The sequence below is a fragment of the Paenibacillus sp. FSL H7-0756 genome (assembly GCF_038006765.1).
In the GTDB taxonomy this organism is placed as follows: domain Bacteria; phylum Bacillota; class Bacilli; order Paenibacillales; family Paenibacillaceae; genus Paenibacillus_AQ.
In genome coordinates this window covers 1,576,233-1,600,638 of sequence record NZ_JBBOVT010000003.1, presented here as the reverse complement: position 1 = coordinate 1,600,638, position 24,406 = coordinate 1,576,233, and the positions used below count along the sequence as shown (strand labels likewise).

Below are 24,406 nucleotides of genomic sequence, written 5' to 3'. Positions count from 1 at the left end.
TTCAGTAAGAATTCCCATTCATAAATTGAATAGTTTCATTTGTTTTTACTCGTTGCTTAAAAAATAAAATTTGTAAAGCTGCACTTGGTGCTGCTGTTGGAGACGGTGTTACATCTGGCGTTGCTGTTACACTTGGTGTCGCTGTCGGCGACGCTGTTACACTTGGTGTCGCTGTCGGCAACGCTGTTACGCTTGTTGTTGCTGTCGGCGACGCTGTTGCACTTGGCGTTGCTGCCGGTGATGCTGTTGCACTTGGCGTTGCTGCCGGCGACGCTGTTGCACTTGGTGTTGCTGTCGGCAATGCAATTGCACTTGGTGTTACTGTTGGAGACGACGTTGCACCTTTCATTGAAACAGGAGCTGGCACCTCAATGGTTTCACTATAACTAGCTAACACATCATTGATAGGATTAATAAGTCTCACTTCAACGGCATGTCTTCCTTCCGTTAGAAGGAATGGACCAGTATACTGCTCCCACTCGCCATCGTCCACTCTCACTTCAGCTTTTACATCAACATGAACAGTTCCCGTTTCAACTGTGATTCCATCCTCTGTAATAATAATTTTGGGAAACCCTGAATCAATTATAATAGGATTATTTTCTCCATCGATAGTGAGGACTTCACTATAGATTCCTCCACCGTCTCCTGCCCTTGCCTGGACTTTATAGGCACCAGGATCTGTGAGGATAATCGGCTGAGTATACTGAACCCAAGTTGCTCCATTATCCAAGCTGTATTCTTTTAACTGAATTTCTGGATCACTCCCAAAATCTAGAGTTACAACCTGATGACTATATTTGTCTTTAGACAAAGTATAGATTGGGGTTTCGAGGATCTTAGGTGAAAAATCGATTCCATCTATTTTTTGAGTTTGATACGAATTCCCAGAAATTTGCGATATATTGTAAATCTCACCCGAAAACATTTGGGCAAATACAGAGTATCCATCTGTGGATAATGTATCTACTCCAGACATCAATTTGATTTCCGAAGAATTAAACGATCCAGATGTGACCCATACATCCCCATTTTCTTTTAAAAACCATACCGGTTTTTGTATTGTATTACCTTCCCAAATATAATAAGCACCACTCATACCATTAGTATATAAGTTTTGATAGAACATCCCATCATGATAAGTGGCTATGATATCTTTCACATTCTTTAACTCACCTGATGGACCTTCAATTTTGCCGATTCCAAAATTATCATAAATAAACCATGCAGTGTTGTCGTCCTTTAAAACAACATTATATTGTCCTACCGGGTAATATTTTTTTACGCCAGATATCCTGCTTGCAGGCGTTACAATATACGGTGAATATCCCGGTAAAGCAGTAGGTGATAGAAAGTAGATGATTGGCACACCAAACGTGTACAGAGTACCATTTTGCAAAGAACTATAGTGGTCCTGCGCACGAACTAAATTAGTAAGATCTGAAACATTCGGTTTATACAAATTAATACTTTGTGCAGTGAGTCCAGCGATAGGTTGCGTTGCTTTTTTTGCAGTGGCTTGGTATGTTGCTCGCTTATCAACATATGGATCTTTTCCCCAGTAGTAATAATCTGCTCCAACTTGAAATACTAGTGTGAAGGGGCTTCCCGACAAATTATAATGAAGTTTTCCATTCTGCAAACCACTCATTGTTGCAACTTTTCCCGAGAGGTTTGGAATTCCCATAACTGCAATTGGAGTATTAGTCGATTGATTAGCAGTAAGAGTATTATTACCTAAATAATTTCTATAATTAGTCCCTACCGAGTAAAGCGCATTTGTGGTCTGAATGTATGAATTCGCTGGTAAAATCCAAGCTTCCAATACATTCTGTAAAGCCCCTACCCCGTTTGGATTCAAAACGGGGGCTATTAATCCCATGGCGGGGTTATTTCCAACTCCCATCTTGTAGCTCATCTCGAACCCCGATGCCCAAAGTGTCTTATCATTCTTCAAGTAAAATACATTGTTTCCATCCAAAAACACCTTATTAACATTTTCTATCGGAAGCTTTGTAAATTCTGTAACAGCGCTTGAATCTGTGAGGCCAATTAACCCCCCATTATTTGCTGCTATACCATAAACATCCCCACTTTGTTTGACAGCAATTATAATTCTTCCATAGTTATCAAATGACTCTAATGATTTAACTCCTTCAAGTATCCTTGTTGCTTTTCCTTCAGCAACCTTAAAAACAGCATGATTAGATGCTAAGATGTATTGAATTGAATTATCAGTGACAACAGATTCTATTGTACCTATTGGAGCATCTGTTGCACTTGGTGTTGGCGTTGCTGTCGGTGACGATGTTGTACTTGGTGTTGGCGCAGCTGTTGGTGTCGCTGTTGCACTTGGCGTTGGCGCAGCTGTTGGAGTCGCTGTTGCACTTGGTGTTGGCGCAGCTGTTGGAGTCGCTGTTGCACTTGGTGTTGGCGCAGCTGTTGGAGTCGCTGTTGCACTTGGTGTTGGCACAGCTGTTGGAGTTGGTGTTGTAGCCATTGTTTTTATCCAACCAGGACTTGACCACTCAGACCATACAGCCTCATCTTTAACTCTAACTCTAACCTGCAAAATTTCATTTGACGGTAATTCTGGATTCACGATCCATTGTCCTTCTGCGCTGGTTGCAGACTTTTCTAATACACCTGAATCAATTATTATTTCCCCTACTGCATTCATTAATTGAACCTGATATGCCGTAAACACCGTTAAATCAGCATCCTTTTGAGTCCACAAGATAGATGGATGAGTTATAGTCATCGTTACAGGTGAAGCTTCATCCCCGTTCGGTGAAATAAGGCTTACCTGGGGAGGAGCATTTTCTAATAACTGCACAGGTTCATACCGTGCCGTCACTGTTCCATCCCCTAGTTGACCATAGTCATTGTATCCCCACGTCCACACACTTCCATCCGCTTTGGCAGCAGCCATAAAGCGATTTCCACCTGCTACCACTACCGCATCCGTTAGATTATTTACCGGACCTGCAGTCGTCCATCCTCCTGCTGTTCCCCGTCCATATTGGCCATATTCATTTGATCCATAAACCTGTACTTGCCCACTTGTGAATGACACTATTTTGGTGTCCACTCCACTTCCAAATGAGGTTATCTCCCCGCTACTAAAGTTTAAATGTACTGGAGGGTCTTCTTCGGATAATCCGGAAGAATTAAATCTCACCCCCCCCCATCTCCATCCTAAACCATCTTCTGTAAGAGCATAGTTCGTCTCGTTACCTGCAGAAATTTCTGTAATATTTGTCCCTATTCCTGTAATTTGACGCGGCCGGCCTACTGTTTCCGTACCTCCCCCACGCAGCCGATAGTGTTTATTTTCACCCCAGCCCCAGACTGTTCCATTGCTTTTTAAAGCTAATACAAACCCATCAATGGCTGATAGAGATCTGACTCCGTTTAATCCCTGTACTTGTACCGGGATTTTTTCACTTGCAGTAGTTCCATTGCCAATACCATTTCCGTACCCCCAAGCCCAGACTGTTCCATCTTGTTTCAACGCATAGCTGTTTGCATTGTTTGCTGCTATATCTATCACATCATTTAATTCGGACACTTGGACGGGAGTTGTAGTCGATCTCCAATCTCCTGTTCCCAATTGTCCTGACCAATTGTTTCCCCATGCCCAAACAGATCCATCACTTTTTAAAGCCATACTATGAAGATCACCGGCAGACACTGCAATCACATTAATCAGCCCCGGCACCTGCACTGCTGTAGTCTTATCCGTCAAAGTTCCGTCTCCCATTTGTCCTTTCCAATTCCCTCCCCATGTCCAGACACTTCCATCTGCTTTGACATACATCCCATGGTTTGATAAAGAAAGTCGTTTTCCTGACATATGTGCAGAACTATATTCCAGCCAGCCTGCTTCAGACCAATTGGACCACACCCGTTCATCTTTTACTTTTACACGGACCTGTAATGCTTCATCCGCCGGCAAATCTTTATTTATCGTCCACTCTGCATCCGGTGCCGTTACCGCTTGTTCAATTACACCAGAGTCTGCGACGATTTCTCCTGTTACACTCAACACTTGCACTTGATAAGCCGTAAACACCGTCAAGGCTGCATCTTTTTGATCCCACAAGATAGAGGGACGTGTGCTATTCACCTTTTCAGGCGATATCTGACTTCCATGTGGTGAAATAAGGCTTACCTGAGGAGGAGCACTCTCTAATAACTGCACAGGTTCAAACCGTGCCGTTAATGTTCCATCCCCTAGTTGTCCTTGGCCATTTCTCCCCCATGTCCAGACGCTTCCATCTGTTTTTGAAGCCATTACAAAGCCAAGTCCACCTGTTATAGATTTTGCATTCGTCAAATTTTTCACAGGCGCAGAACCCAAATATCCGGTGTCACCATTTCCATTCTCGCCATCGCTATTTGATCCAATTACTTGTATAGTTCCATCTGTTTTCACGATAATGACTGTCTCAATTCCAGCTCCTATAGTTTTGACTCCATCTGAGACATACACTGGTGTCATATCTACATTTAGTCCATAGACCAATCTTCCCCATTTCCATGCTGTTCCATCATTTTTTAACGCTAAATTACATTCTCTTCCTGCTGCAATTTGTGTAATTCCGCTTAATCCAACAATTTTGCGAGCTCCATACACAGAATCAGTATAATTTCCACCTAATTGAAATTGATTATTGTACCCCCATCCCCATACTGTCCCATCACTTTTTAAAGCTAGCGCAGTCTCGCTCTTAGCTGACAGTGCTATGACTCCATTGAGATTCAATACCCTTGAAGGTAACGTCGGAGTTACATTTACGCCATAACCCACTCCTAATTGTCCCTCCAAATTGCTTCCCCAAGACCATACACTCCCATCACTCTGTAATGCATAACTTGTATATTTGTTAGAAGCTATACTAATCACATTGTTTAATCCCACTACTTTTACCGGAAGCACTGAAGAAATGTAGCTACCAGTTCCTAGCTGACCGCTATCATTATTTCCCCATGCCCAAACAGAACCATCACTCTTTAGTGCCAAACTATGATGGTCTCCTGCTGCCACTGAAATTACATTATCGATTCCATACACTTGGGTAGCAGTTGTTTTATATGTTGTTGTTCCATCTCCCAACTCCCCATAAGTATTTCTTCCCCACGTCCATACGCTTCCGTCCGGTTTAATATATAATCCATGCGCCATGCCAGCACTAATCAGACTTAATGGAGTCTTATCATAATAAATTCCAGCATTTGATGAGTTACCAGCTTCATCTCTGGCCACTATTTTAAACTGAAATTTAGTATCTATTTCCAAATTAGTGAACGTATATTCAGTGCCAACTATAGTCCCTTTATATACAGAATCTTGATATAAGTCATACCCTGTAACACCAATATTATCTATTGAAGGGCTCCAGGATATTGTGATTTGATCGTAATTTCGCAAAAGAGTTTTAAAGTCAGTTGGCATAGAAGGATTAGTCTTGTCAACTTTTGCCTGACCTGATACTTCATCGCTGATTAAACCTACATTGTCTATTGATCTAGCATATACATTGTACAACCCTGCTTCACTAACAATGATTGGTTGAATGTAATCCTTCCATTCACTACCATCGATCTTATATTGGTACTTTTGAAATCCGCTGTTAGGAAACCCTTTATCCGTATCAGTTCCACCAGTTAAGGTAACAGTGACATATTTATTGGTCCACTTTAGGGGTTCTACTGTCATTGTTGGTTTAGGCGGATTAGTTCTATCAATCTTCGCTTCCCCAGAAACTTCTTCGCTTAGATTAGAAGCATTATCTACTGAACGGGCTGTAACCTTATATAGTCCCTCAGAATCGATAATAATAGGGGTGGTATAATCCTTCCACTCACCACTATCAATCTTATATTGATACTTTTGAAATCCACTATTCGGAAAACCCTTATCCGTATCGGCTCCACCGGACAAAGTTATGGTAACTAATTGATTTGTCCATTTCGATGGTTCTACTGTCATAATTGGTTTAGGTGGATTGGTCTTATCAACTTTTGCTACTCCGGTTACTTCTGCACTAAGGTTAAATACATTGTCTACTGATCTGGCATAAACATTGTATAGACCTTCTGAATCGATCACAAAAGGAGCAGTATAGTCTTTCCATTCCCCGTTTGAATTGATCTTATATTGATATTTTTGAAAACCGCTATCTGCATCGGTCCCACCGTCTAATCTAATCGTGACAAATTTATTCGTCCATGTTGTTGGATCGACCGTCATTACGGGTGCAGTAGGATTGGTAGTGTCTACCTTGACGGTTTCAGTTAGTACCTCAGAGTCATTTCTATTCTTGTCTCGAACATACGACTTGAAATTATATATGCCTGTATTAGGCAATGCTAATGGTTCTGTGTACTCTTTGTATTCGGATTCGTTAAGGTTATAAAAGTATTTGTAAATACCTGAGGCATTATCTTCCCCAGTTAGATTATAATGAACGTTCTTTCCATACCAATCATTTACACCTTTCACTCCAGTAATATGTGAGGTTAAGGTAGGAATTGTTTCGTCCTGGGTTCCTCCAAGATCCAGTTCAACAGTTGGGTTAATGCTACCTTCGAAGTTACCGTCACCATTTTGATCAATCTGAAGTACTACTTGCCCATTCTGATTAACATCTGCTTTAAATACTGAAGTGGGAGTAACCGCAACATTATCAAAACGCAATGTTCTATTTTCAATATCTTTTTCGTTCGCCCATACTATGGAGAAAGTTAATTCACCATATCCTGTACCAACGATACGGACTTTATAGTCTTCAGTATTGTTAACTAGAGCAATCTTTGTTTCTCCATCTGTAAAATAGTTAGCATCAGGTATGTTAGAATCAAAGTTAGTAGACCCACTTGGTCCAGTGTGATTTCCTGAAGAATCATAAACATGCAGTTCTACAGGGCATTCGGCTTTAAACTTTAAGGTTCCCATCTCAAATGTTGTCTTGCGTATATTAGGAACATCGATATCAGGTTGTCCCTTTAAAATGTTCAGAATTTTTTTCTGTACATCAACATTTTTCGCAAGGCCGATATGAGATGCCTTTACATAAAAAGTACGGTTGGGATCAAGTTGAAAGCCTGCTGTGGCGCTAGAAACAGGCACAACACCATCACCCTGTGTATTTCTAACATCATCAAGAACAAATATTGGATTATAGTCAGAGTAAACACGGTAAGATAACTTACCTAATGTGGGCTTCTGGTCACCCACAAAATAGTATGAATCAACACTTTTTATATTGTTAACTACATTAAGTGAAGAATGAAAACTAATAGCTTGATCAAACAATAATTTGTTATAAAACTGTGCAGAATTATTTTTCAAAAATGAAACAGTGTCATTAAAATTATATTTCTTTACTACCTCTCCCCTCGACTTATCAGGACCTAATGTTCTTTTTGATTCTATATATCCATTCGACTGAAATGAAAAATATTTCTGGGTTGGAAGTAATTCGAAAATCGAAGGAATATTTCTTTCAATTTCTTTTATGGGAATACTAATAACGCTATCTACCCAGGTATCCGTGAGATTTCCAGTCTCAAGCATATACGCTGCTTGTGGTGAACCAAAGAAAGGAGTTCCTAGTGTAATTAGCTTATTTATTGATTTTGCATTTCCTTGCTTAATAAATTCAGTTGCAACGAGCCCCCCCATACTATGAGCTATTACATAGTAATTACTATAAGGATGACTAGCTCTCTCTAAATCTATAACTTCTTTTAACTTCTCGGCGCTATCACTTATACGAACCCTCCAATCAAAGGCAAAATCTACAACTTTATAACCCTCGTTATCAAAAAACGTTCGTATGCCACTATAGTAATCATCAATACTGTGACCAACACTAATATTTTGAATGCTCTTACCCGAAGAATCCATTTTTAAGCTAAGAATTTGAGGAATAGCGCTAGGTTTATTACTTGGCATCCATTTTTTTTCTTGTCCTAAGAACAATTCAGTTCCCATTGTCCCAGGAATAAATATTATTCTGTCTTTGTAGACAGTGACTACACAATCCCTTGTATAATTAGGTGCATCAAGAGGTTGAATAACAAATCTATATTTCCCCTCATCTTTCGGTTCATAAGAGAATTTTTCTCCCCAAGTCGAACCTTTACTAATATGATCTGTTAATAATTCATTATCCTTATAGATGTTAATTAATACTGGATGTGCAGCATCATTAAAACTGTAGTTTATATATATTTTCTCCCCAAACTTAACAACACTAGAATCTGGATATACGGAGGTGCTTAATATTCCGATTGAACTATCAGTAGAACCTAGTTTAATTTTGTTTTGCATCACCTCTATTTGTTCAACTTCTTTAGCATAGCTAACACTATTAAAACCGAATCCATATCCGCTAAATAAGTAAAAAAACATTATTAAGCTCAAACATATGCTTAATGTTTTTCTCATACAATCAATCTCCTTAAGTTTAGTAAAATTTCATGGCTAAGGGTGACATAATAATCAATTAATCACTCTTTCGGATATTTTAATATCCATAGCGCTACAAGTAGAGTTAATTGAATTACAAAGTAAATAAAAGGAAACACAAGAACTAATCCAAAAAAATCACTGTCAAATTTCAAATATACAAAACCATATTCAGGAGCGTCATTCACCTTATTTTTATGTAGAAGAAACAACAAACTAATACTAGGAATAGTACTTATTAAAAACCAAAATAAGTTATATCTTTTTTTTCCTGTCACTAATGACTTCACACAAGTTACGTATAATATAATTACTAGAACCGAATAAACTATAACTACTTGTTGTATATCAGCTTTCTCCCAATTTTGTAATCTTAATTCCAGAAAAAAAATTACACTTATATGTAAAACTGTTACTAAAACAACTTGTGAAATTGCCCTTACCCTCGTAAGAAATCTATCGCTCAAATTAGATTCACCCCACAAAAATCTCTTTTTCTTTTATTTTTTTAAAATTTAACATAATATCTAATTTCACTAGGAAATTTACGATTATATTTTTTATTAATTGTTTAATATCACCGACTTTCGTAAAATTGTTTTAAGTATCCAGAATTTAATTGCTACTTTTTAAATTTAAATACTAAAAACCCTTTTAATGTAATCATCGGAAACTTGAACACTAAAATGAATAGTAGAACCTAACCACTGAATTAGATTTTTTCATTCTTAGTCATCCATTTGAAGGAAAAGACCAAACAAATATAAATTGTTAAATTCCGGAGGCAGAAAAATTGAAAAAGACACTTTTCTTACTGATACCGTTGTTATTATTGGTCCTCCTTGCATCCTGCAGCTCTAATAAACGCAATCCAAACATTTATCTTATTCCAAACAACTATGTGGGTTGGGTCCAGATTATTTATAATCAAGAGGGGTTTAAAGAATTTTACTACTATGATGAACAAAATAAGCAGCAAAAATTAGATGTAGATCAAATGATCCACGGTTACACTATAGGCGACGGCGAGTCGGTTAGTAGTTCCGGTACAATCGAGGGCCTAGGGTGCAGAGCTTTTTTGTAGGAACAGAAGCTGAGCTTAAAAACACTCCTGATCCTGACTATCCTGTTGAAACTCTTTGATATTGAAATAAAACATTTCGATTGGTGATACGCAGTGCTCCCGAACGTTCAAGGGTCCCTTGTAAATAATCGCAGAGTTCATTGAACCTGTCGGTCAGAATATGTAACTGGTCTTCGCTAAAATAGGAGGCCACATATAAAATGAGCGGTGCAGCCGATTGTATGACAATATCATTTTGCAATACGTATTGGGCTGTTACCTTAAAATATTTGCCGAGGATATCCTGGCCATTCTCCAGGTTAAAATTTTTAACGGCTTCGTTAAAGAAAGACAGTCTGCCGTCAAACTCTAATATGAGCTGCAATAATTCTCTATAATTGTTCGCGCTTACAGTTGAAGCGTATGCCATTCCATTAGGAACCAATACGCGGTTGATTTCAGAGAAAATCTTCCTGTGGTCCTGAAAATGGTACAGCAGGTGGTTCGCAATCAAAACTTCAAATGAATGATCCGGCCAAGGCATCTTCTCAGCATCAACGACTTCATAGTGAAACCGATCTAGGGAATCATTGATACTTCCCTTTGCCGTCTCTACCATTCCTCTTGAAGCATCAGTCAAGACAATCTCAGATCTAAGCGGAACTTCACTCAGTTTTTTCGCCCACAAGACACCGGTTCCGCAACCAATTTCTGCAATCTTCAAACCCTCGGTAAGTCCTAAATGCTCAAATACCCATTCATGCCAATCCTTCTCATATGCTCATTGCCGGAAGGAGGGTATGATCTTGAAAGAACGCTTTTTGGTACTATTCTCGAAAGGTGTCGTGCAGATTAATGAACAGGGATGATTTATTTTCGCATGTCCAAAAATTTTCTGAAGATCAGTATTCCAATGAACATCGCTTGAATGCAAGGATACAGCTATATCAGTATTGTGAACATAAGTTCCGCATTAATTCACCTGCCCTTCTAAATTATAAATGTGTTTCTTTTATGTAATGAATTATTTAATCTCTAGCCCTAAATCCTCGCATATTTCATATGGTTCACAGTAACTAACACTTTTATCTATATCTATCACAAAATCTATCAGCAGGTTTTCATAATTTTCATTTAAAATCCCAAGCCTAACCCTTTCTCCGTACGTCATATCGAGTAATTTTTCCATATCGTATATAGAAATATCTTGGTAGGAAGCTTTTTTCAATACAACAATGTTAATACTTCTTACCTCCTTGAACCTCACCCTGCTCTTTTCAACATCAACTGAATACGGTAGTTTTTTTGTTCTAGCATAACCTCTACTTTTTCAATAAACTTTTCATTGTTCGAAAAGCTAATGTTAGAAAGTTCTCGCTTTACTAAGGATTTTGATTCGATGATCCAAGGTGCAAGGGAAAAAAAGAGAAACGTAGTCCCAAAACAAAAAAGAAGTAAAAGTGGCAATTTTTTTCTATTAGGTGTTTTGCAAAAAAAGATAGGCTATGATACATAACAAAAAAAGGGTAGCGTAAAAAAATAAAGAATCATAGTGAGTTACTGTGAAGAGGTCACCACCACCAATAGAAAAGAATATTCCTATAACTAAAAACCAAATACCTACCCCCATTGCTGCGCTTAACGCAACAAAAAATAGACTCGTTTTCATCGTATTCTCCTTTGGCTTATTTCACGGCGATATCCTTTTTCCCTTTTTATATTTTCAGAAGCCTAACATCTTTTCTTAATTTGATTACGTAATATACGCCCAAAATAAATTGGATAATGGAAATACCCCAAGGAAGCAGAATGAGCATCTCCACTTGATATTTCGGAAAAAAATTAATAGTAACGACTGCCTGTTCATAATCTCCACTCGTTTGTATTGCTTTGAAAAATAAAATAAACAAAAAACTTGGTATAGTAGTTACCAAAAACCAGGTAATATGGTACTTTATTCGCTGCGTCCTTATAAACAAAAAAGAATTAATCAAACAGAATAAAAGCGGTATAAAATACACCTTAAATGAGGTTATGGATACTTCTGTTCCCCATCTCTCAATTCTTATCTGTAGTAAATAAACCAGGATCAGATGCAGTCCCAGCACCACTAATACATAAAGAATGGCTTGGAGTCCTGTCTTCAATGATTTCATCTTCGGCCCCCTTTTTATGTAATTATCGGAATTTGAGATGAAAATGAAGAACAGAGCGCTATAATTAATTACATATACAATAATTTCACGGAGGTTAAGCCTTGAGAAAAGCACTTTCAGTATTGATTCCCTCGTTGCTGATCCTCGTCGCCTGCAGCTCTAATACAAGCAATCTAAACACTTATCTTATTCCAGAAAATTATGTCGGCTGGGTGCAGATTATCTATAATCAAGAGGGACTTGACCCTATCAAGCAGGTTAATGGGAAAAACATTTATACCATTCCAGAATCAGGAATTTTAAAAACGTCCACTCCAGTTGAATATGGGATATCTTTCGATGAATTTTACTACTATGATGAACAAAATAAGCAACAAAAAATAGAGGTCGATCAAGTGATCCACGGTCACCATATAGGCGACGGCGAGTCGGTTAATGGTTCCGGTAAAATCGAAGGGCCTACGGTCCAGGAGTTTTTTGTCGGAACAGAAACACAGCTTCAAAATACTTCTGATCCTGAATATCCTGTTGAGCTTATGAAGTAAGGTGAATAAATTTCGATGTGAGGAAAGGAGAGTACACACGTGGAAAATGTATCTAATGCAGATCAATTGGAATCCATAACCTCTATGCAATCCACAGTCAAAAAACTTGAGAGCGCTTTGTCCCAAATGACTCAAAGTGGCGCCAATACTACCCTGGTAACCAAACGGCTCCATGCTGTATCCATCGGCTTAGCAGTTCTGGAAAATGTCTGGAATCAAAAGCCTCATCCATATACACCTGAAGATTTAGCAGAGGCCGGCAAAGTTCTCACTGGTTTAACCCCTTCGGTGGAGAACAGTTATGCCAAGTCAAAGGCGGGCAGTCCACAAAGAACGCTTTTGGAGCGGAGAATTAAGGCGTTGAGGCTGGCTATTCAAGCGATTGAGGGAATGTAATCTGATCCTCGGATTCCAATTTCTCTGTCGAAATACGAAAAAAGCAGTCTTGAACTACAAAGTCCCAGACTGCCATTGATTTATCGAATTTTATTATTCTTCTACATCTGTAGGCAGGTTTTTAACTGCTGCATGTGGCTTCGTGTACATTTTATTCAGTAGGATCGTCTGCACGATAATGAATATACCGCCCACCACCCAATATAAGGGTAGCGCAGCAGGCATCCCAAAGGAAAACACCCCCATCATAATTGGTGACAACAACCCGATGAAAGCCATTTGGTTATTTGGGTTGTGCTGATTCTGTGCGGAAGCGGATTGAGACAAGCGGAACTGAACGAAATACACCGCAGCAGCAATAAACGGCAAAATCATATCGGTCTGCCCCAAGCTAAACCACAGAAAATCGTGAGCGGCAATCTCCGGGGTACGGCGAATGGCATAGTAAAATGCAAGAGTGATCGGCCATTGGAGAAGCATCGGTAAACAGCCTATGCTTAAGGGGTTAAATTGATGCTTCTGGTAGAGCTGCATCATCTCGGCTTGCTGTTGCTTTTTTGCATCCACACTAAGGTCGTTCTTGTACTTCTCCTGAAGTGCAGTTAACTCCGGCTGGAGGACGGTCATCTTCTCTTTCATGTCCATTTGTTTCTTGGTTTGATTCATCATGAGCGGCATGATCGCAAGTCTTATGATGAACGTCATCAGCACGATAGATAATCCGTAGTTTCCGTGAAATGCATCGGCGAAGAATTTGATCAGGAACGATAACGGATAAATAAAAAAGTGGTTGAATATCCCTGTTGAATCGGCAGTAATCGGGTTTGCTTGGGCTGCTGTCGAACACCCGCTAAGCATAATGACCGGAATAACTGCCATCAACAATACGAGAATGGGCTTGGCCCATGGTTGAAGCCGCATGATCTTTTTCATCGTTGTCCTCCCTAATTGAAAGTATGAATATCAATGTGGGGAAGGACCATTGTCCTCTTCATCCGGTGCCTCTCTTCGTCTGGCAGTACGTACGATCCAACGCTGAATGCCGTCCGGTTGCGACAGTCTGACAGCCACATACCAAGTGGAACCCGCTGCAGCAATATCATGATCCCAGTGAATCTCCCGTACAGAAAAATGGGCAAATGGAAATGATACTAAGGAATAGATAAGTGCGATTGAAAACGCCAATTGAACCAAGTCATAAAAATGCTCCAGCCAGGTTCACCTCCGTATGAGCCATATGGGATAAAGTTGAATACGGATCATACGTTAGATTGACGTTGGCGTTTCACTTACCTGCACGTTAGATTGACACATAGCAGCACATCCTGCTCCTCACCCTTGTGATCCACAATAGAAATTTGCTCAGGCGGTTTTTCCAGGCTTTTCCCTCTAACTAACAGCTGTTGCTCCCCTTCGATCGGGTACCTTCTTATATACACTCCTGAACCGATATCCTCATACGGATACTTGTCAAAATCGCTCCAATTCAGTGCGGCTCCCTTGTCCGCTAAGCTCTCTAATTCATTTAACGAGATATAGCCGCTCGTTCCTTGCTCCTTATGACTTTGGCAGGCTGTACAGATCATTAAGACAAATAACAATGTCATTGAAAGCTTGAGGCATTTGGATAGTGTCATACAATCCCTCCAAGTTCTTATCATTCCACTGGTAATCTTAGGGATAATTATATCGTAATTTATGCAAAACCAAAAACTAAGGAGAAAGTTGAATTGCGCCAGGGGAAAAAGTATACACCTTGTGCAATGAGTTATCCCGGCGTATACTTCTAGTAAGGGGGCGATGAGATGAGCAGAATGAAGAAAATCACGATATTTACGGATATTGGATTGTTGAGCGTTGTTGTCATTGCCATTGTTGCGGTCTATGCCTTCGTAATCCAGCGGCCAGTGACCACTACGCCCATAATCACGGAAGTGAAGCCTTATGAGTGGAACAAGGTCAAGCTGGGCGGGAATACCCTTTCGAGCGATGGATCAGAGTATTTCATCTGGACCAAAACCGGTGAGAGCAACAATTGGATCGTCTTCTTTTCCGGCGGCGGGGTCAGTTGGGATGCCCAGAGCGCTGCACATCCTATTAAGCTCATGAACTTTATGAAAGGCGGAGATACAGGCAACTATTTCGCTGACATTCCGTTCTATATGCTGACTTTGCTCGGCGGGATGATGGATACGCACAACACGGATAATCCTTTTCACGGCTGGAATGTGGTCTACCTCCCCTACTCGACCGGTGACTTCCACATTGGTAACCGCACCGCTACGTATCCGCGAGAGGACGGCAGCACCTTCACCATGCGGTATAACGGGCGTAATAATGTGCGCAGCAGCCTTGACTGGATCTATGCGAACGTGGCTAAGCCAGATAAGCTGCTGATTGCAGGCGAGAGCGCGGGGGGATTCGGGTCCGCCTTCTGGGCGCCCGAGATCTCCAATCATTATAAAGACTCCGAGATTTTTCAATATGCGGACAGTTCCTTCCTGAAGTCAGACAAGTGGCCGCAGGTGATGGAGCAGGAATGGGACTCGGATTTCACTGCAAACTTCGGGTATGCGCCGGAGACAGATATTATCGGGGCTGCTTTTCGGGCGAATGGCCGGTTGCTGCCTGCCGGTACGGTGCTTTTACAAGCCTATTCGGTATATGATGAGATTCTGATCCACTTCCAGAACAAGATCAACGATTACAATGGTCCACGGGACCATAAGCTTATTAAGGCGTGGTCGGAGGAAATGCGGCAGTCGGTAGCTGCTCTAGCGGCTAAGGTTCCTAATTATTATTACTATCTGACGGATTACGGGCTGAACGCTGAGAACGGGACGACCCCGCACACTTTTTCCACCCGGGAGACCTTTTATCAGGCGGAGCAGGATGGTGTGAAGCTTGTGAAGTGGCTGGGGGATGCGGTCAATCAGCAGAAACGCTATTCGGTAGGCAGTGAGTTTTTGGAGGCGTCGGCAACCGCTCAGGAGTAGATCCAGCCGCAATATTTTCGCAGGAAGACAGGAGAGAAGATCATTGAATTTACGTGAAAAGCAAATGCAAATGACCAAAGAGCTCATTAAGGAGGCCGCGCTGGGCCTATTCTGTGCTCAGGGGATCGAACGGACCGATATGGCTCAGATCGCCGGGCAAGCCGGTGTCTCCCGCCGCACGTTGTACCTTCATTATAAGGATAAGGAAGATTTAGCTGCTAGGCTCTATGTGGATAATCTGGAGCGGATGTTTGGCAGGCTGCTGTTTGATTTTGATTTTGCCCGGCCTGTTCCGTCCCTGGAGAAGATTCTGGATCAATATCTGGCGCTTAGAGAGCATGAGGAGGCGTTGATCTATTATGATGCTATTTTTGGAGTGTATTACAGCACCCTGTCCAAAGATCCGGCGGAACTGCCTGATTTCAAGAGAGCCATGGAGGTCTGGTATTCCCGGTACATAAATCTTGAGACCGCAGCGGTGGCTCCTGAGCATCAAAAAAAGTGGCTGGATCTTCTGCAGAAGTCCACCCACCTGTATTTCATGTATTTGCAAAAAGCCGTTATTCTAGCTCATCAGCGGGGCGGTATAGTTACAGAGGAAGACCGGGCAGCGGACCGGCAATTCAAGGAGTTCATTATGTCTGGCGTACGGGCAACCTGACGATAATCGTCGTGCCTTCTCCTGCCGCACCGTCTACCTCAATACTGCCCTGATGCAGGGAGACGATTTTTTTGACAATTGCCAATCCCAGACCGTTCCCGTTATTACTTCCGTTCCGCGACTTGTCTACGGTATAGAATCTCTGGAATACGGCGCCCTGCTCTTCCGGGGAGATTCCGATGCCATTATCGCTGATGGTGACCGCAACTTCTGCTGCACTATGGTCTATACGGATGCGGATCTTACCGCCCTCAGGCGTGAACTTAATGCTGTTGCTTAACAGATTCATCCATACCTGCTTAAGCTGATCTTCATCTCCGGTCATATTAACTGCCTCCGGCAGCTCCAGATCGATAACGAGGCTTCGGGCTGACCATTGCGGCTCACAGGTCACCACGATTGTCCTTATCTGCTCATCAAGCCGGAAAGACACTGCCGCGAAGGGGTGATGCTCGGAATCCAGAGAAGCAAGCTTCAGCAAATTATCACTCAGCCGTGACAGGCGTCCACTCTCCGCAATGATGATATCCAGATAGTCCTTACGCTCCTCCTCCGCAATCAAATCATTGTTCTGCAGTGCCTTGGCAAAACCGGATATAGAGGTTAGCGGTGTCTGAATTTCATGCGAGACATTGGAGACAAAATCCTGCCTCATCTGCTCAAGCTGCTTCAGTTCTCCCGCCATCTCCACATAGCTCTGCGTCAGCTCCCCGATCTCATCCACACGGTTCATTCGGAGATTCACTTCAAAATCTCCCTTGGCCAGTCTTCTGGTGGCATTCGTCAAAGCCTTGATCGGCTCCACCAGATATCTGGCAGCCACAACAATACATACACTTCCCAGCACAAGCACGAGCAGCAGCACAAAGAGTACCAGCCGGTTGACAATATGCTCGTTCTCGGCAGAGTACTGCAGGAACATCGCACGCCACTCCCCCTTGAGCATAAAGGGCATTCCGATAAACGTATCATTATCTTCCGTGGAGGAACGATAGACCTTTCCCTGCAGCACTTGCCGGACAGCGTCGGGGGTGATGGTCACAGCCGGACTATCCGGGAGCCCGTAAAAGGTATGTTCTCCAGACGGATGATACAGGTGGATAGGATGCGCCGATACCTTAACCATACTATTCAGGAACTCGTCCGTATCTGTAGGCTTGGCGTCATCATAACGGTGAATGATCTCCCTGCCTACTGTAATCATCTCGTTCTGTGCCTCATAGCTTATTTGCTTCTGAAATACATACAAGCCGATGAAAAAGGAACAGATCACACTAAAGACAATAATGCCGAGAAACGTGAGAATGATCCGAACATACAAGGTCTTGATCATGGCTCAGGGATCAGCCGGTAGCCCAGGCCCCGGGCGGTTTCAATTTGAAAACCCTCGCCGTTGCCGCTGAACTTCTCCCTCAACCGGCTGATATGCACATCTACAGTCCGCCCGTCCCCTTCATACTGGAGTCCCCAGACCTGCTGAATCAGTTGGTCTCTGGTGAAGATCTGTCTGGGGTGGCTGACCAGCAGAAACAGAAGATCAAATTCCTTCAAAGGCAGCGTGACCGGTGCTCCACTGCGTGTAACCTGGAAGGTGCGGCGGTTAAGCACCACATTGCCGAGCTGCACAGACTGGGAAGTCACTACCAGTGAGCGCTTGAGCAAGGCTTTTACCCGCATCACCAGCTCCACCGGATCAAACGGCTTGGTCAGGTAATCATCCGTTCCGAGCTGAAACCCTTTGATTTTGTGGGCGGATTCCGCTTTGGCCGTCACCATGAGCAGGGGGAGATTGGCATCCGAACGCCTGATTTCCCTGCACAGCTCCCAGCCATTCAGTCCCGGCATCATAATATCCAGAATGACAAGGTCGATCTGTGAGTCCTCTATGAGAGATAAGGCCTTGGTGCCGTCCCCGGCTTCTTCGAGGCTGAACCCTTCTTTGCGCAGATATAGAGACATCAGCTTCCGGATATTATCATCATCATCCGCGATCAGTATAGTAGCCACGATCATCCTTCTCTCTTAAGCGTTATCCAAACTGCCAGCCGAGCAGATTCCAATAGTAGAAGAAGATCGCCAGTACGACAGCCGCAAGCGCCACTAACGTGTAATGCACCCGCTTAATGGCGGTCCAATACTTATTTTTCCACACCAGTATAGCCGAGACCAACAGAGCTAAGGTCAAGCCCGTCATAATGATTGGCATAATTAAGAGGACAGACAGCAACGGACTGATGCCACTGAGCTTCTGCATAATGTCCATGGACATTATAACCATAAACAGAGTTATAAAAGATAACATCCCCCAACCGGCAGTTCCCGCAGATAAGCGGATGGCCCGCTTTTCCGGGAGTGTCATCGCCTTGAACCTGCGTCTGAAGAAGACGGGGCCGGGCAATGCCGTGAGGAAGATGAATCCTACGACTCCAAGAAGAATAAGCCAAAACTTACTCTGATCCAAAAGCGGCGTACGCTCCAGCGGCATCTCCGGGGCTATGTCCAAAAGCATATGTGTAACTTTGCCGGACTCATCCGTAAGGAAGCCGATCTGATCGGTCCCTTCCTCCAGCTGGAACAGGTTAGGTGCGATCGCTCTGTACAGTTGTTGTTCACTGCCGCTTCCCAAGGATATCTTATTATCCACAGTCGTAACATTCAGCTGGGCAAAAAAGTTGAAGAACTTGTCAATATCACTTATGTTGCGGCGTGTAAATTGATAGGAGCCGGCATATTTCTGCACGGATTCCGCAGAAGCGGCGAACTCTGGCTGCTCCACCTCCGGAGCAGGATAATACCGGTTGAACAAGGCCTGGAGCAGATTGGCCGCAGCTTCGCTGCCTTGACCGCCATTGTAGGATAAGAAAATACCCAAGTGCTTGGCAGGTGCAAGATAGAATTCTGTATTGAACATGGGATCGGAGCCGCCATGCGAGATTAATCTTACCCCGTTCACCCGCTTCTCTGCGAATCCGAGGGCTACTCCCGGCAGACGCTTATCGGGCTGAAATGCCGTTGAATGCATCAGTTCTGCGGTCTCAGGCTTTAGAATCTGCCGGCCGCCATATTTCCCGTTCTGCAGATGTGCAATCATGAAGTGCGCCATGTCTACAGCGGATGCGGTAGCCGAGCCGGCAGGACGAAAGCCGCCCTCGAACGTAGGTGTGCCAGGAATAAAGCTGCCGTTCTTAGTATTGTACCCTATCACTTCGTAAGGGATGAATGACTCCGGCAAAGGCTCCACGACAGTCGAGTATTTCATGTCCAGCGGATCGAAAATATACTTCTGAATATAATCATTATAAGGAATACCGCTGACGTCCTCCACAATCATACCTGCAAGCGTGGCTCCGTAGTTAGAATAGGAACTCATCACACCGGGCGGTCTGATCCGTGCAAGCATATGCTTATTGAGCGTTTCCGAAATGGACCCGGGCAATTCGGCAGGATCAGTGGTGATCTGATAACCGACTCCGCCCTCTTCAAAACCTGCTGTATGAGTCATCAAATGACGCATGGTGATGGGCTCAGGATAAGTGTCAGGAATCTTCACGGATTTCAGATAGGTGTTAATGTCCGTGTCCAGATCAATCTTTCCCTGCTCTACCAGTTGCATCACCGCTGTCCAGGTAAATAGTTTGGTTGTTGAAGCTATTCGGAACATACTGGTCGCAGGATCGACCAGTAGCGCTTGTTCCAGATTAGAGCTGCCATACCCATTGGCCAAAATAATCCTGCCGTCCTTGACGACGGAGATAACCGCTCCCGGAATCTGCAGCCGGTTCATATACTCTTCCATCATCCCATCTACAAAGGCAGTCAGACCTGCCGTATCCTCAAGCTTGGCAGGCGCTTCAATCCGGGAACCCGGTGAAGACGCTTGCCCTGTCTCCGCCTTGGCATGTTTCCCGGGAAATATAAGGCCTGTAGCTAATCCCAGCACAACGCATATTGCCAAAGTAGCGATCAGCCTGTTTTTCATAGATATTAACATTATTATCCTCCGCATCATCTTTATAGTTAAGGTTGAATTTCATCCACCTGACACTTATAGAGATTATCAGAGTAGTGTGAATGGAACGTTAACAAGGATGGAAAACAGAGCACGCACAAAAACGCCCCTCAGCCAGGTGACGACTTGGGACGTTCTTCGTGTGATTTAATTATTGCCTGCACATTAGGTGCTCAGCTCAACTGCATACTGGTAAGACAAGTATCATCACTCTCAAAGGTGGAAATATCGGACTTTGCCTCTTTGCCCTCATGAGTAATGGTCAGCTTGTAGTTCTGATCACGCGGCAGCCATAGGTCGATGAAGCCGTTTGGCTGGGACTTGACGGTCTGGTTCATTATCTCCTTACCGTCCGCGTCTACGACTGTTACCCCGAAGGATTGTTCGACCATCTCTCCCTGGCAGCCGGTCAGGCTGTGGGTCGCACAGGGATGTGTATTCTGCACATACGGGGCAACCGACAGGAAGAACTCATCCTCCGGCAGCCCATAGACCGCTTCGTTAGAACCGCCGCTGTCCACGATCAGCTGGGTCGAGGTAATCGAAGCGGACTCCGCGGTTAAGGTCCGTGAGCTGAAGTCAGCCACCATTTGCTTGATGTCCTGGCTGGCAGACTGGCTGCTGCCCGGAGTTGTGGCAACCTCCGTGGTCTTCGCTCCCCCGCTTCCCGCATACAGGTAGATTCCCAGCGCTGCAATAACCGCACAGGCACCCGCTACTATTTTATTGTTCATGTTAAGATTCAGCTCCTTATAGATGGCATTCAGCCCATTTCTTCCCGCAGATCATGCTCCATGAACAGAATATCACGTTTCATTTCTTTCATGCTAGCTCTGGAGATCCGTCCGGCCTCGAACATCAGCTGAATGTTATCACGCTCTAGCTGAATTCCCGCCCGGGACAACTCGTGCAGCGACTCTTCGAACTCCCGCTTCGTAGCAGAGATAGACTCCTGCCGGGTCAGCCTTAACCGCCCACGCTCATAACGCAGAATCAGGGAGCTGATCACTTCGGGCTCCATCTCTCCCGTATTCTGCAGCTCTCTCAGCCGCTCAAGAACATAAGTGAAGATCCCGGACTGCAGCCGGTTCGATTCCTCACGCCGCTCTTGCGCGCTTAAGCGGACCTGCTGAATGAAACCTGTGATTTCTTCCCAACTTTTGAATGGAATCAGGTCATTCTTGTACTGCGGATCACGGGTGTATATGAATAGCTGCCGGTTCAGCCGGTTCAGGAAGCGGTATGCCGTATACGGGTTCACCTCGTGCTGCTTGAGCGCAAGCATAGTGTATTCTCTCTGCCACTTGAAGGCTGTCACCCCGAGCTTCCGTTCCATCTCCTCGGCCTCTTCATTCTTCTTCAGCATGCGGATTCTGGCATTGTAGGTGCCGGTCAAATGATTCAAAGCCATCCGGGACTGGGACTGATCTGTAGCCTGCTCCTGTAGTCCGGCAACTACGTTGCGCAGAATTTCGATTTTGGCCTCGGCCTCCTCGGCATTATGCTCCGCTTCATGATCTGAGCCAAGCAGCAGCGGCAGCAGAAAGTTAGATGCCAGCAGGGTCCACAGAATGACACCCGCCGCCAGGAAAATAATCAGGTCCCTCGCCGGAAAGTAGGAACCGTCATCCAGGAAAAACGGCAGTGACATCGTACTCGCCAGGGTAATCGTACCCCGCACCCCCGACAGCGTCAGAATAAGCGCCTTCTTGAATTCCAGCTTCCACGGTCCGCGCGGCTCCTCCCCTTCGGGGATATCCATGATCAGCATCCAGATCAGTCTTAGGCCGAGGACGGCAGCGGTTAATAGCAGGGTATACAGGATAATCTGGACATTCCCAATATCCGGGTTGTTCCAGACCGTTCTAATGATCTCCGGCAGCTGGGTACCAAGCAGCAGGAAGACCAGACCGTTCAAGACGAAGATAATGACGGCCCAGGTGCTTTTGGACACGATGCTCAGCTTAGCCACCTCAGGATTCATCTGCTTATATCCGAAGGAATGGGCAATTCCGGCGCTGACAACCGCCAGTATTCCATTGACCCCCAGCTCCTCAGCGGCCATAAAAATAGCAAACGGCGTCAGGATCTCAATCAGCATATGTAACGTGACATTCTCCATCCCGAGCCTGCGCAGCCAGCGGACGATCCCGTATTTAATGAGCGTGAGCACAAGGCCCAGCACCACACCGCCCAGCGAGATGGAGATAAAGCTCAGACTCGCCGTTTTGAAAGAGAAGGCGCCGGTGACCATAGCTGCAACCGCAAATTGAAAGGACACCAGACCCGATGCGTCATTAATCAAGGATTCACCTTCGAGAATTTGCATGGTCTGGTGCGGGATTTTTACTTTTTGCTCCAGTGCGCCTACGGCGATTGCATCCGTAGGAGCCAGTGCAGCCGCCAGCGCAAATGCAGCCGCCAAGGGCAGGACCGGCAGCAGCCAGTGCAGGAAGTATCCCAGAACCCCTACCGTCAGAAAGACCAGTCCCAGGGCCAGCAGCAAGATCGGCTTTTTCAGCTTCCATAGCGCCACTTTATCGGCAAGCCTGCCGTCATTGAACAGCAAGGGGGCAATGAATAACAGCAGGAACAGCTCCGGGTTCAGCTCCAGCTCGAAATGCAGGGGCAGCCAGGTTAAGGCCATGCCCAGCGCAATCTGAATGATCGGCACGGAGAGCGAGGGGATGAACCGGTTCACCAGATTCGACAGTGACACGGCTGCCAGCATCAACAAAATATACTCAAATAATTCCAATCGGACAAACCTCCATCTCTGCACTTGCGTATGCAGATACTAAATTACGTTATTTATTTAAACTCAGTATAAACGATCTTGGGACAAATATCCTCTTGGAGATGGACTATAAAGCATCTATTGCCGCTCGCCCATGTGCCGACGTATAATTAGGTCAGACGAAGAACGTCCCAAGCCATCGCTGGCAGAGGGGGCGTTCTTTTTTTGTCAACATGAAGGAGGGAATACATATGGAGTTTGAAAAAGCGTATCAGCTGCTATTGGACCGGCATTTGTCAATCCGATCAGGGGAGCTAAAAGGCCGGTTGTCACGGGGGCACCAGTATGCTGAGAAGCTGATGCTGCGTAATGTCTGGTGGCCGCTATTCGGCAACCTGGATGACCTGCATCCTGAATATGAAGTGTACGACTGGAACCGTAAATCACAGTTTCTGGATGTTGCCTTTCTCCCGTCCTACGGCAAATTCGGCCTGGAATGTGATGGTTATCAGAGCCATGTGAAGGACATGGACCGGGAGAGGTTCAGCTACTCGTTGAACAGAGACACGTACCTGAACGGACTAGGCTGGAGGATCATCCATTTCTCCTTCGATGATGTGCAGAATCGTCCGGAAATCTGCCGCATGCTGCTGCAAATGGTGATTGCCCCAGCCTTGCTCCGGGTTCCGTCCGGACTCTCTCTTTCACCGCTGGAGAGAGAGATTGTTAGACTCTCCTTGAGTCAAAAGAAGGGGGTACGCCCCAAAGATGTGATGCTCCAATACGATGTGAACTTTCGGACAGCGCGTAAACAACTGCAGGAGTTAGTCCGTAAAGGCCTGCTGCGCCCGGTGATGCAAGCAGCGTACATTTGTTATTATGAGCCTGTGCAGGGCCTGCCCGATTTGTTTCTGTAGCTGTTTGGCCGGGTTCCGCCCTGCAGGATAATATATTTGATTAGTTTATTTTAAGTAACTTGGAGTAAGTTTAATGGGGTTGGGTTGGGTTGGGTTGGGTTGGGTTGGGTTGGGTTGGGTTGGGTTGGGTTGGGTTGGGTTGGGTTGGGTTGGGTTGGGTTGGGTTGGGTTGGGTTGGGTTGGGTTGGGTTGGGTTGGGTTGGGTTGGGTTGGGTTGGGTTGGGTTGGGTTGGGTTGGGTTGGGTTGGGTTGGGCAACCGAGTAATGTTGCAGAATTTGCAACTTGGGCTGTTGAATACTCAGGGGTGAGGTAGATTTCTTGCAGAAAATGCAACATTCTTCTCACATAACCACTTGGTTGGTAGGAGAATCCTGCCTTTTGTGCAACATTTCACGATTACTGCCCTTTTATTGAGGAAAATGTTGCATTATGTGCAGGATTTTTAA

Annotated in this window: 17 protein-coding genes and 1 pseudogene; 6 read left to right on the top strand and 12 right to left on the bottom strand. The window is 44.3% G+C overall.

From position 1 onward, the window contains the following. Position 1 precedes the first annotated feature (1 nt). Complete coding sequence (locus NST04_RS32740; RefSeq protein ID WP_341187943.1) at positions 2-8,458, bottom strand: RCC1 domain-containing protein; 8,457 nt, start codon at positions 8,456-8,458, stop codon at positions 2-4. Positions 8,459-9,272: 814 nt separating this feature from the next. Between NST04_RS32740 and NST04_RS32735 the strand changes: the two genes are divergently transcribed. Next, complete coding sequence (locus tag NST04_RS32735) at positions 9,273-9,563, top strand: DUF6843 domain-containing protein (protein ID WP_341187942.1); 291 nt, start codon at positions 9,273-9,275, stop codon at positions 9,561-9,563. A gap of 37 nt (positions 9,564-9,600) precedes the next feature. Here NST04_RS32735 and NST04_RS32730 read toward each other — a convergent pair. From NST04_RS32730 to NST04_RS32715, 4 genes and pseudogenes are all read right to left on the bottom strand, one after another. Continuing rightward, positions 9,601-10,302, bottom strand: a pseudogene (locus NST04_RS32730) (class I SAM-dependent methyltransferase); the annotation flags it as partial. Positions 10,303-10,566: 264 nt separating this feature from the next. Further along, positions 10,567-10,770: a hypothetical protein gene (locus NST04_RS32725; protein ID WP_341187941.1), complete on the bottom strand. Its 204-nt coding sequence runs from the start codon at positions 10,768-10,770 to the stop codon at positions 10,567-10,569. A 249-nt stretch (positions 10,771-11,019) separates the two neighbouring features. Then, complete coding sequence (locus NST04_RS32720) at positions 11,020-11,211, bottom strand: hypothetical protein (RefSeq protein WP_341187940.1); 192 nt, start codon at positions 11,209-11,211, stop codon at positions 11,020-11,022. 46 nt (positions 11,212-11,257) lie between these two features. Then, positions 11,258-11,698: a hypothetical protein gene (locus tag NST04_RS32715; RefSeq protein ID WP_341187939.1), complete on the bottom strand. Its 441-nt coding sequence runs from the start codon at positions 11,696-11,698 to the stop codon at positions 11,258-11,260. A 101-nt stretch (positions 11,699-11,799) separates the two neighbouring features. On the opposite strand from NST04_RS32715, the gene NST04_RS32710 reads away from it, so the two are divergent. Beyond that, complete coding sequence (locus NST04_RS32710; protein ID WP_341187938.1) at positions 11,800-12,243, top strand: DUF6843 domain-containing protein; 444 nt, start codon at positions 11,800-11,802, stop codon at positions 12,241-12,243. 39 nt (positions 12,244-12,282) lie between these two features. Then, entirely contained in the window at positions 12,283-12,639 is a 357-nt protein-coding gene (locus NST04_RS32705; protein ID WP_341187937.1) for a hypothetical protein, read from the top strand. Between the two features lie 93 nt (positions 12,640-12,732). On the opposite strand, the gene yidC is transcribed toward NST04_RS32705, so the two are convergent. Continuing rightward, on the bottom strand, positions 12,733-13,572 hold the full coding sequence (gene yidC / locus NST04_RS32700) for a membrane protein insertase YidC (protein WP_341187936.1): 840 nt from the start codon (positions 13,570-13,572) through the stop codon (positions 12,733-12,735). A 356-nt stretch (positions 13,573-13,928) separates the two neighbouring features. Next, entirely contained in the window at positions 13,929-14,276 is a 348-nt protein-coding gene (locus tag NST04_RS32695; protein WP_341187935.1) for a hypothetical protein, read from the bottom strand. Between the two features lie 168 nt (positions 14,277-14,444). On the opposite strand from NST04_RS32695, the gene NST04_RS32690 reads away from it, so the two are divergent. Next, on the top strand, positions 14,445-15,635 hold the full coding sequence (locus NST04_RS32690) for a pectin acetylesterase-family hydrolase (protein WP_341187934.1): 1,191 nt from the start codon (positions 14,445-14,447) through the stop codon (positions 15,633-15,635). A gap of 43 nt (positions 15,636-15,678) precedes the next feature. Next, positions 15,679-16,296 carry a TetR/AcrR family transcriptional regulator gene (locus tag NST04_RS32685; protein ID WP_341187933.1) on the top strand — a complete coding sequence of 206 codons (618 nt, stop codon included), beginning with the start codon at positions 15,679-15,681 and terminating at the stop codon, positions 16,294-16,296. On the opposite strand, the gene NST04_RS32680 is transcribed toward NST04_RS32685, so the two are convergent. The 5 genes from NST04_RS32680 to NST04_RS32660 all read right to left on the bottom strand — a co-directional run bounded on the left by NST04_RS32680 (position 16,271) and on the right by NST04_RS32660 (position 23,063). Beyond that, positions 16,271-17,629: a sensor histidine kinase gene (locus NST04_RS32680; RefSeq protein WP_341187932.1), complete on the bottom strand. Its 1,359-nt coding sequence runs from the start codon at positions 17,627-17,629 to the stop codon at positions 16,271-16,273. The genes NST04_RS32685 and NST04_RS32680 overlap by 26 nt on opposite strands. Further along, the gene (locus NST04_RS32675; RefSeq protein WP_341187931.1) at positions 17,626-18,303 is read right to left on the bottom strand and encodes a response regulator transcription factor; all 678 of its coding nucleotides are present in this window, start codon (positions 18,301-18,303) and stop codon (positions 17,626-17,628) included. The genes NST04_RS32680 and NST04_RS32675 overlap by 4 nt, the downstream gene beginning before the upstream one ends. Before the next feature lie 22 nt (positions 18,304-18,325). Next, on the bottom strand, positions 18,326-20,275 hold the full coding sequence (locus tag NST04_RS32670; RefSeq protein WP_341187930.1) for a serine hydrolase domain-containing protein: 1,950 nt from the start codon (positions 20,273-20,275) through the stop codon (positions 18,326-18,328). A gap of 203 nt (positions 20,276-20,478) precedes the next feature. Further along, positions 20,479-21,039, bottom strand: a complete 561-nt coding sequence (locus tag NST04_RS32665; protein ID WP_341187929.1) for a CueP family metal-binding protein — start codon at positions 21,037-21,039, stop codon at positions 20,479-20,481. 29 nt (positions 21,040-21,068) lie between these two features. Next, positions 21,069-23,063 carry a Na+/H+ antiporter gene (locus NST04_RS32660; RefSeq protein WP_341187928.1) on the bottom strand — a complete coding sequence of 665 codons (1,995 nt, stop codon included), beginning with the start codon at positions 23,061-23,063 and terminating at the stop codon, positions 21,069-21,071. A 230-nt stretch (positions 23,064-23,293) separates the two neighbouring features. Between NST04_RS32660 and NST04_RS32655 the strand changes: the two genes are divergently transcribed. Continuing rightward, positions 23,294-23,959: a hypothetical protein gene (locus tag NST04_RS32655; protein ID WP_341187927.1), complete on the top strand. Its 666-nt coding sequence runs from the start codon at positions 23,294-23,296 to the stop codon at positions 23,957-23,959. The last annotated feature ends 447 nt before the right edge of the window (positions 23,960-24,406 follow it).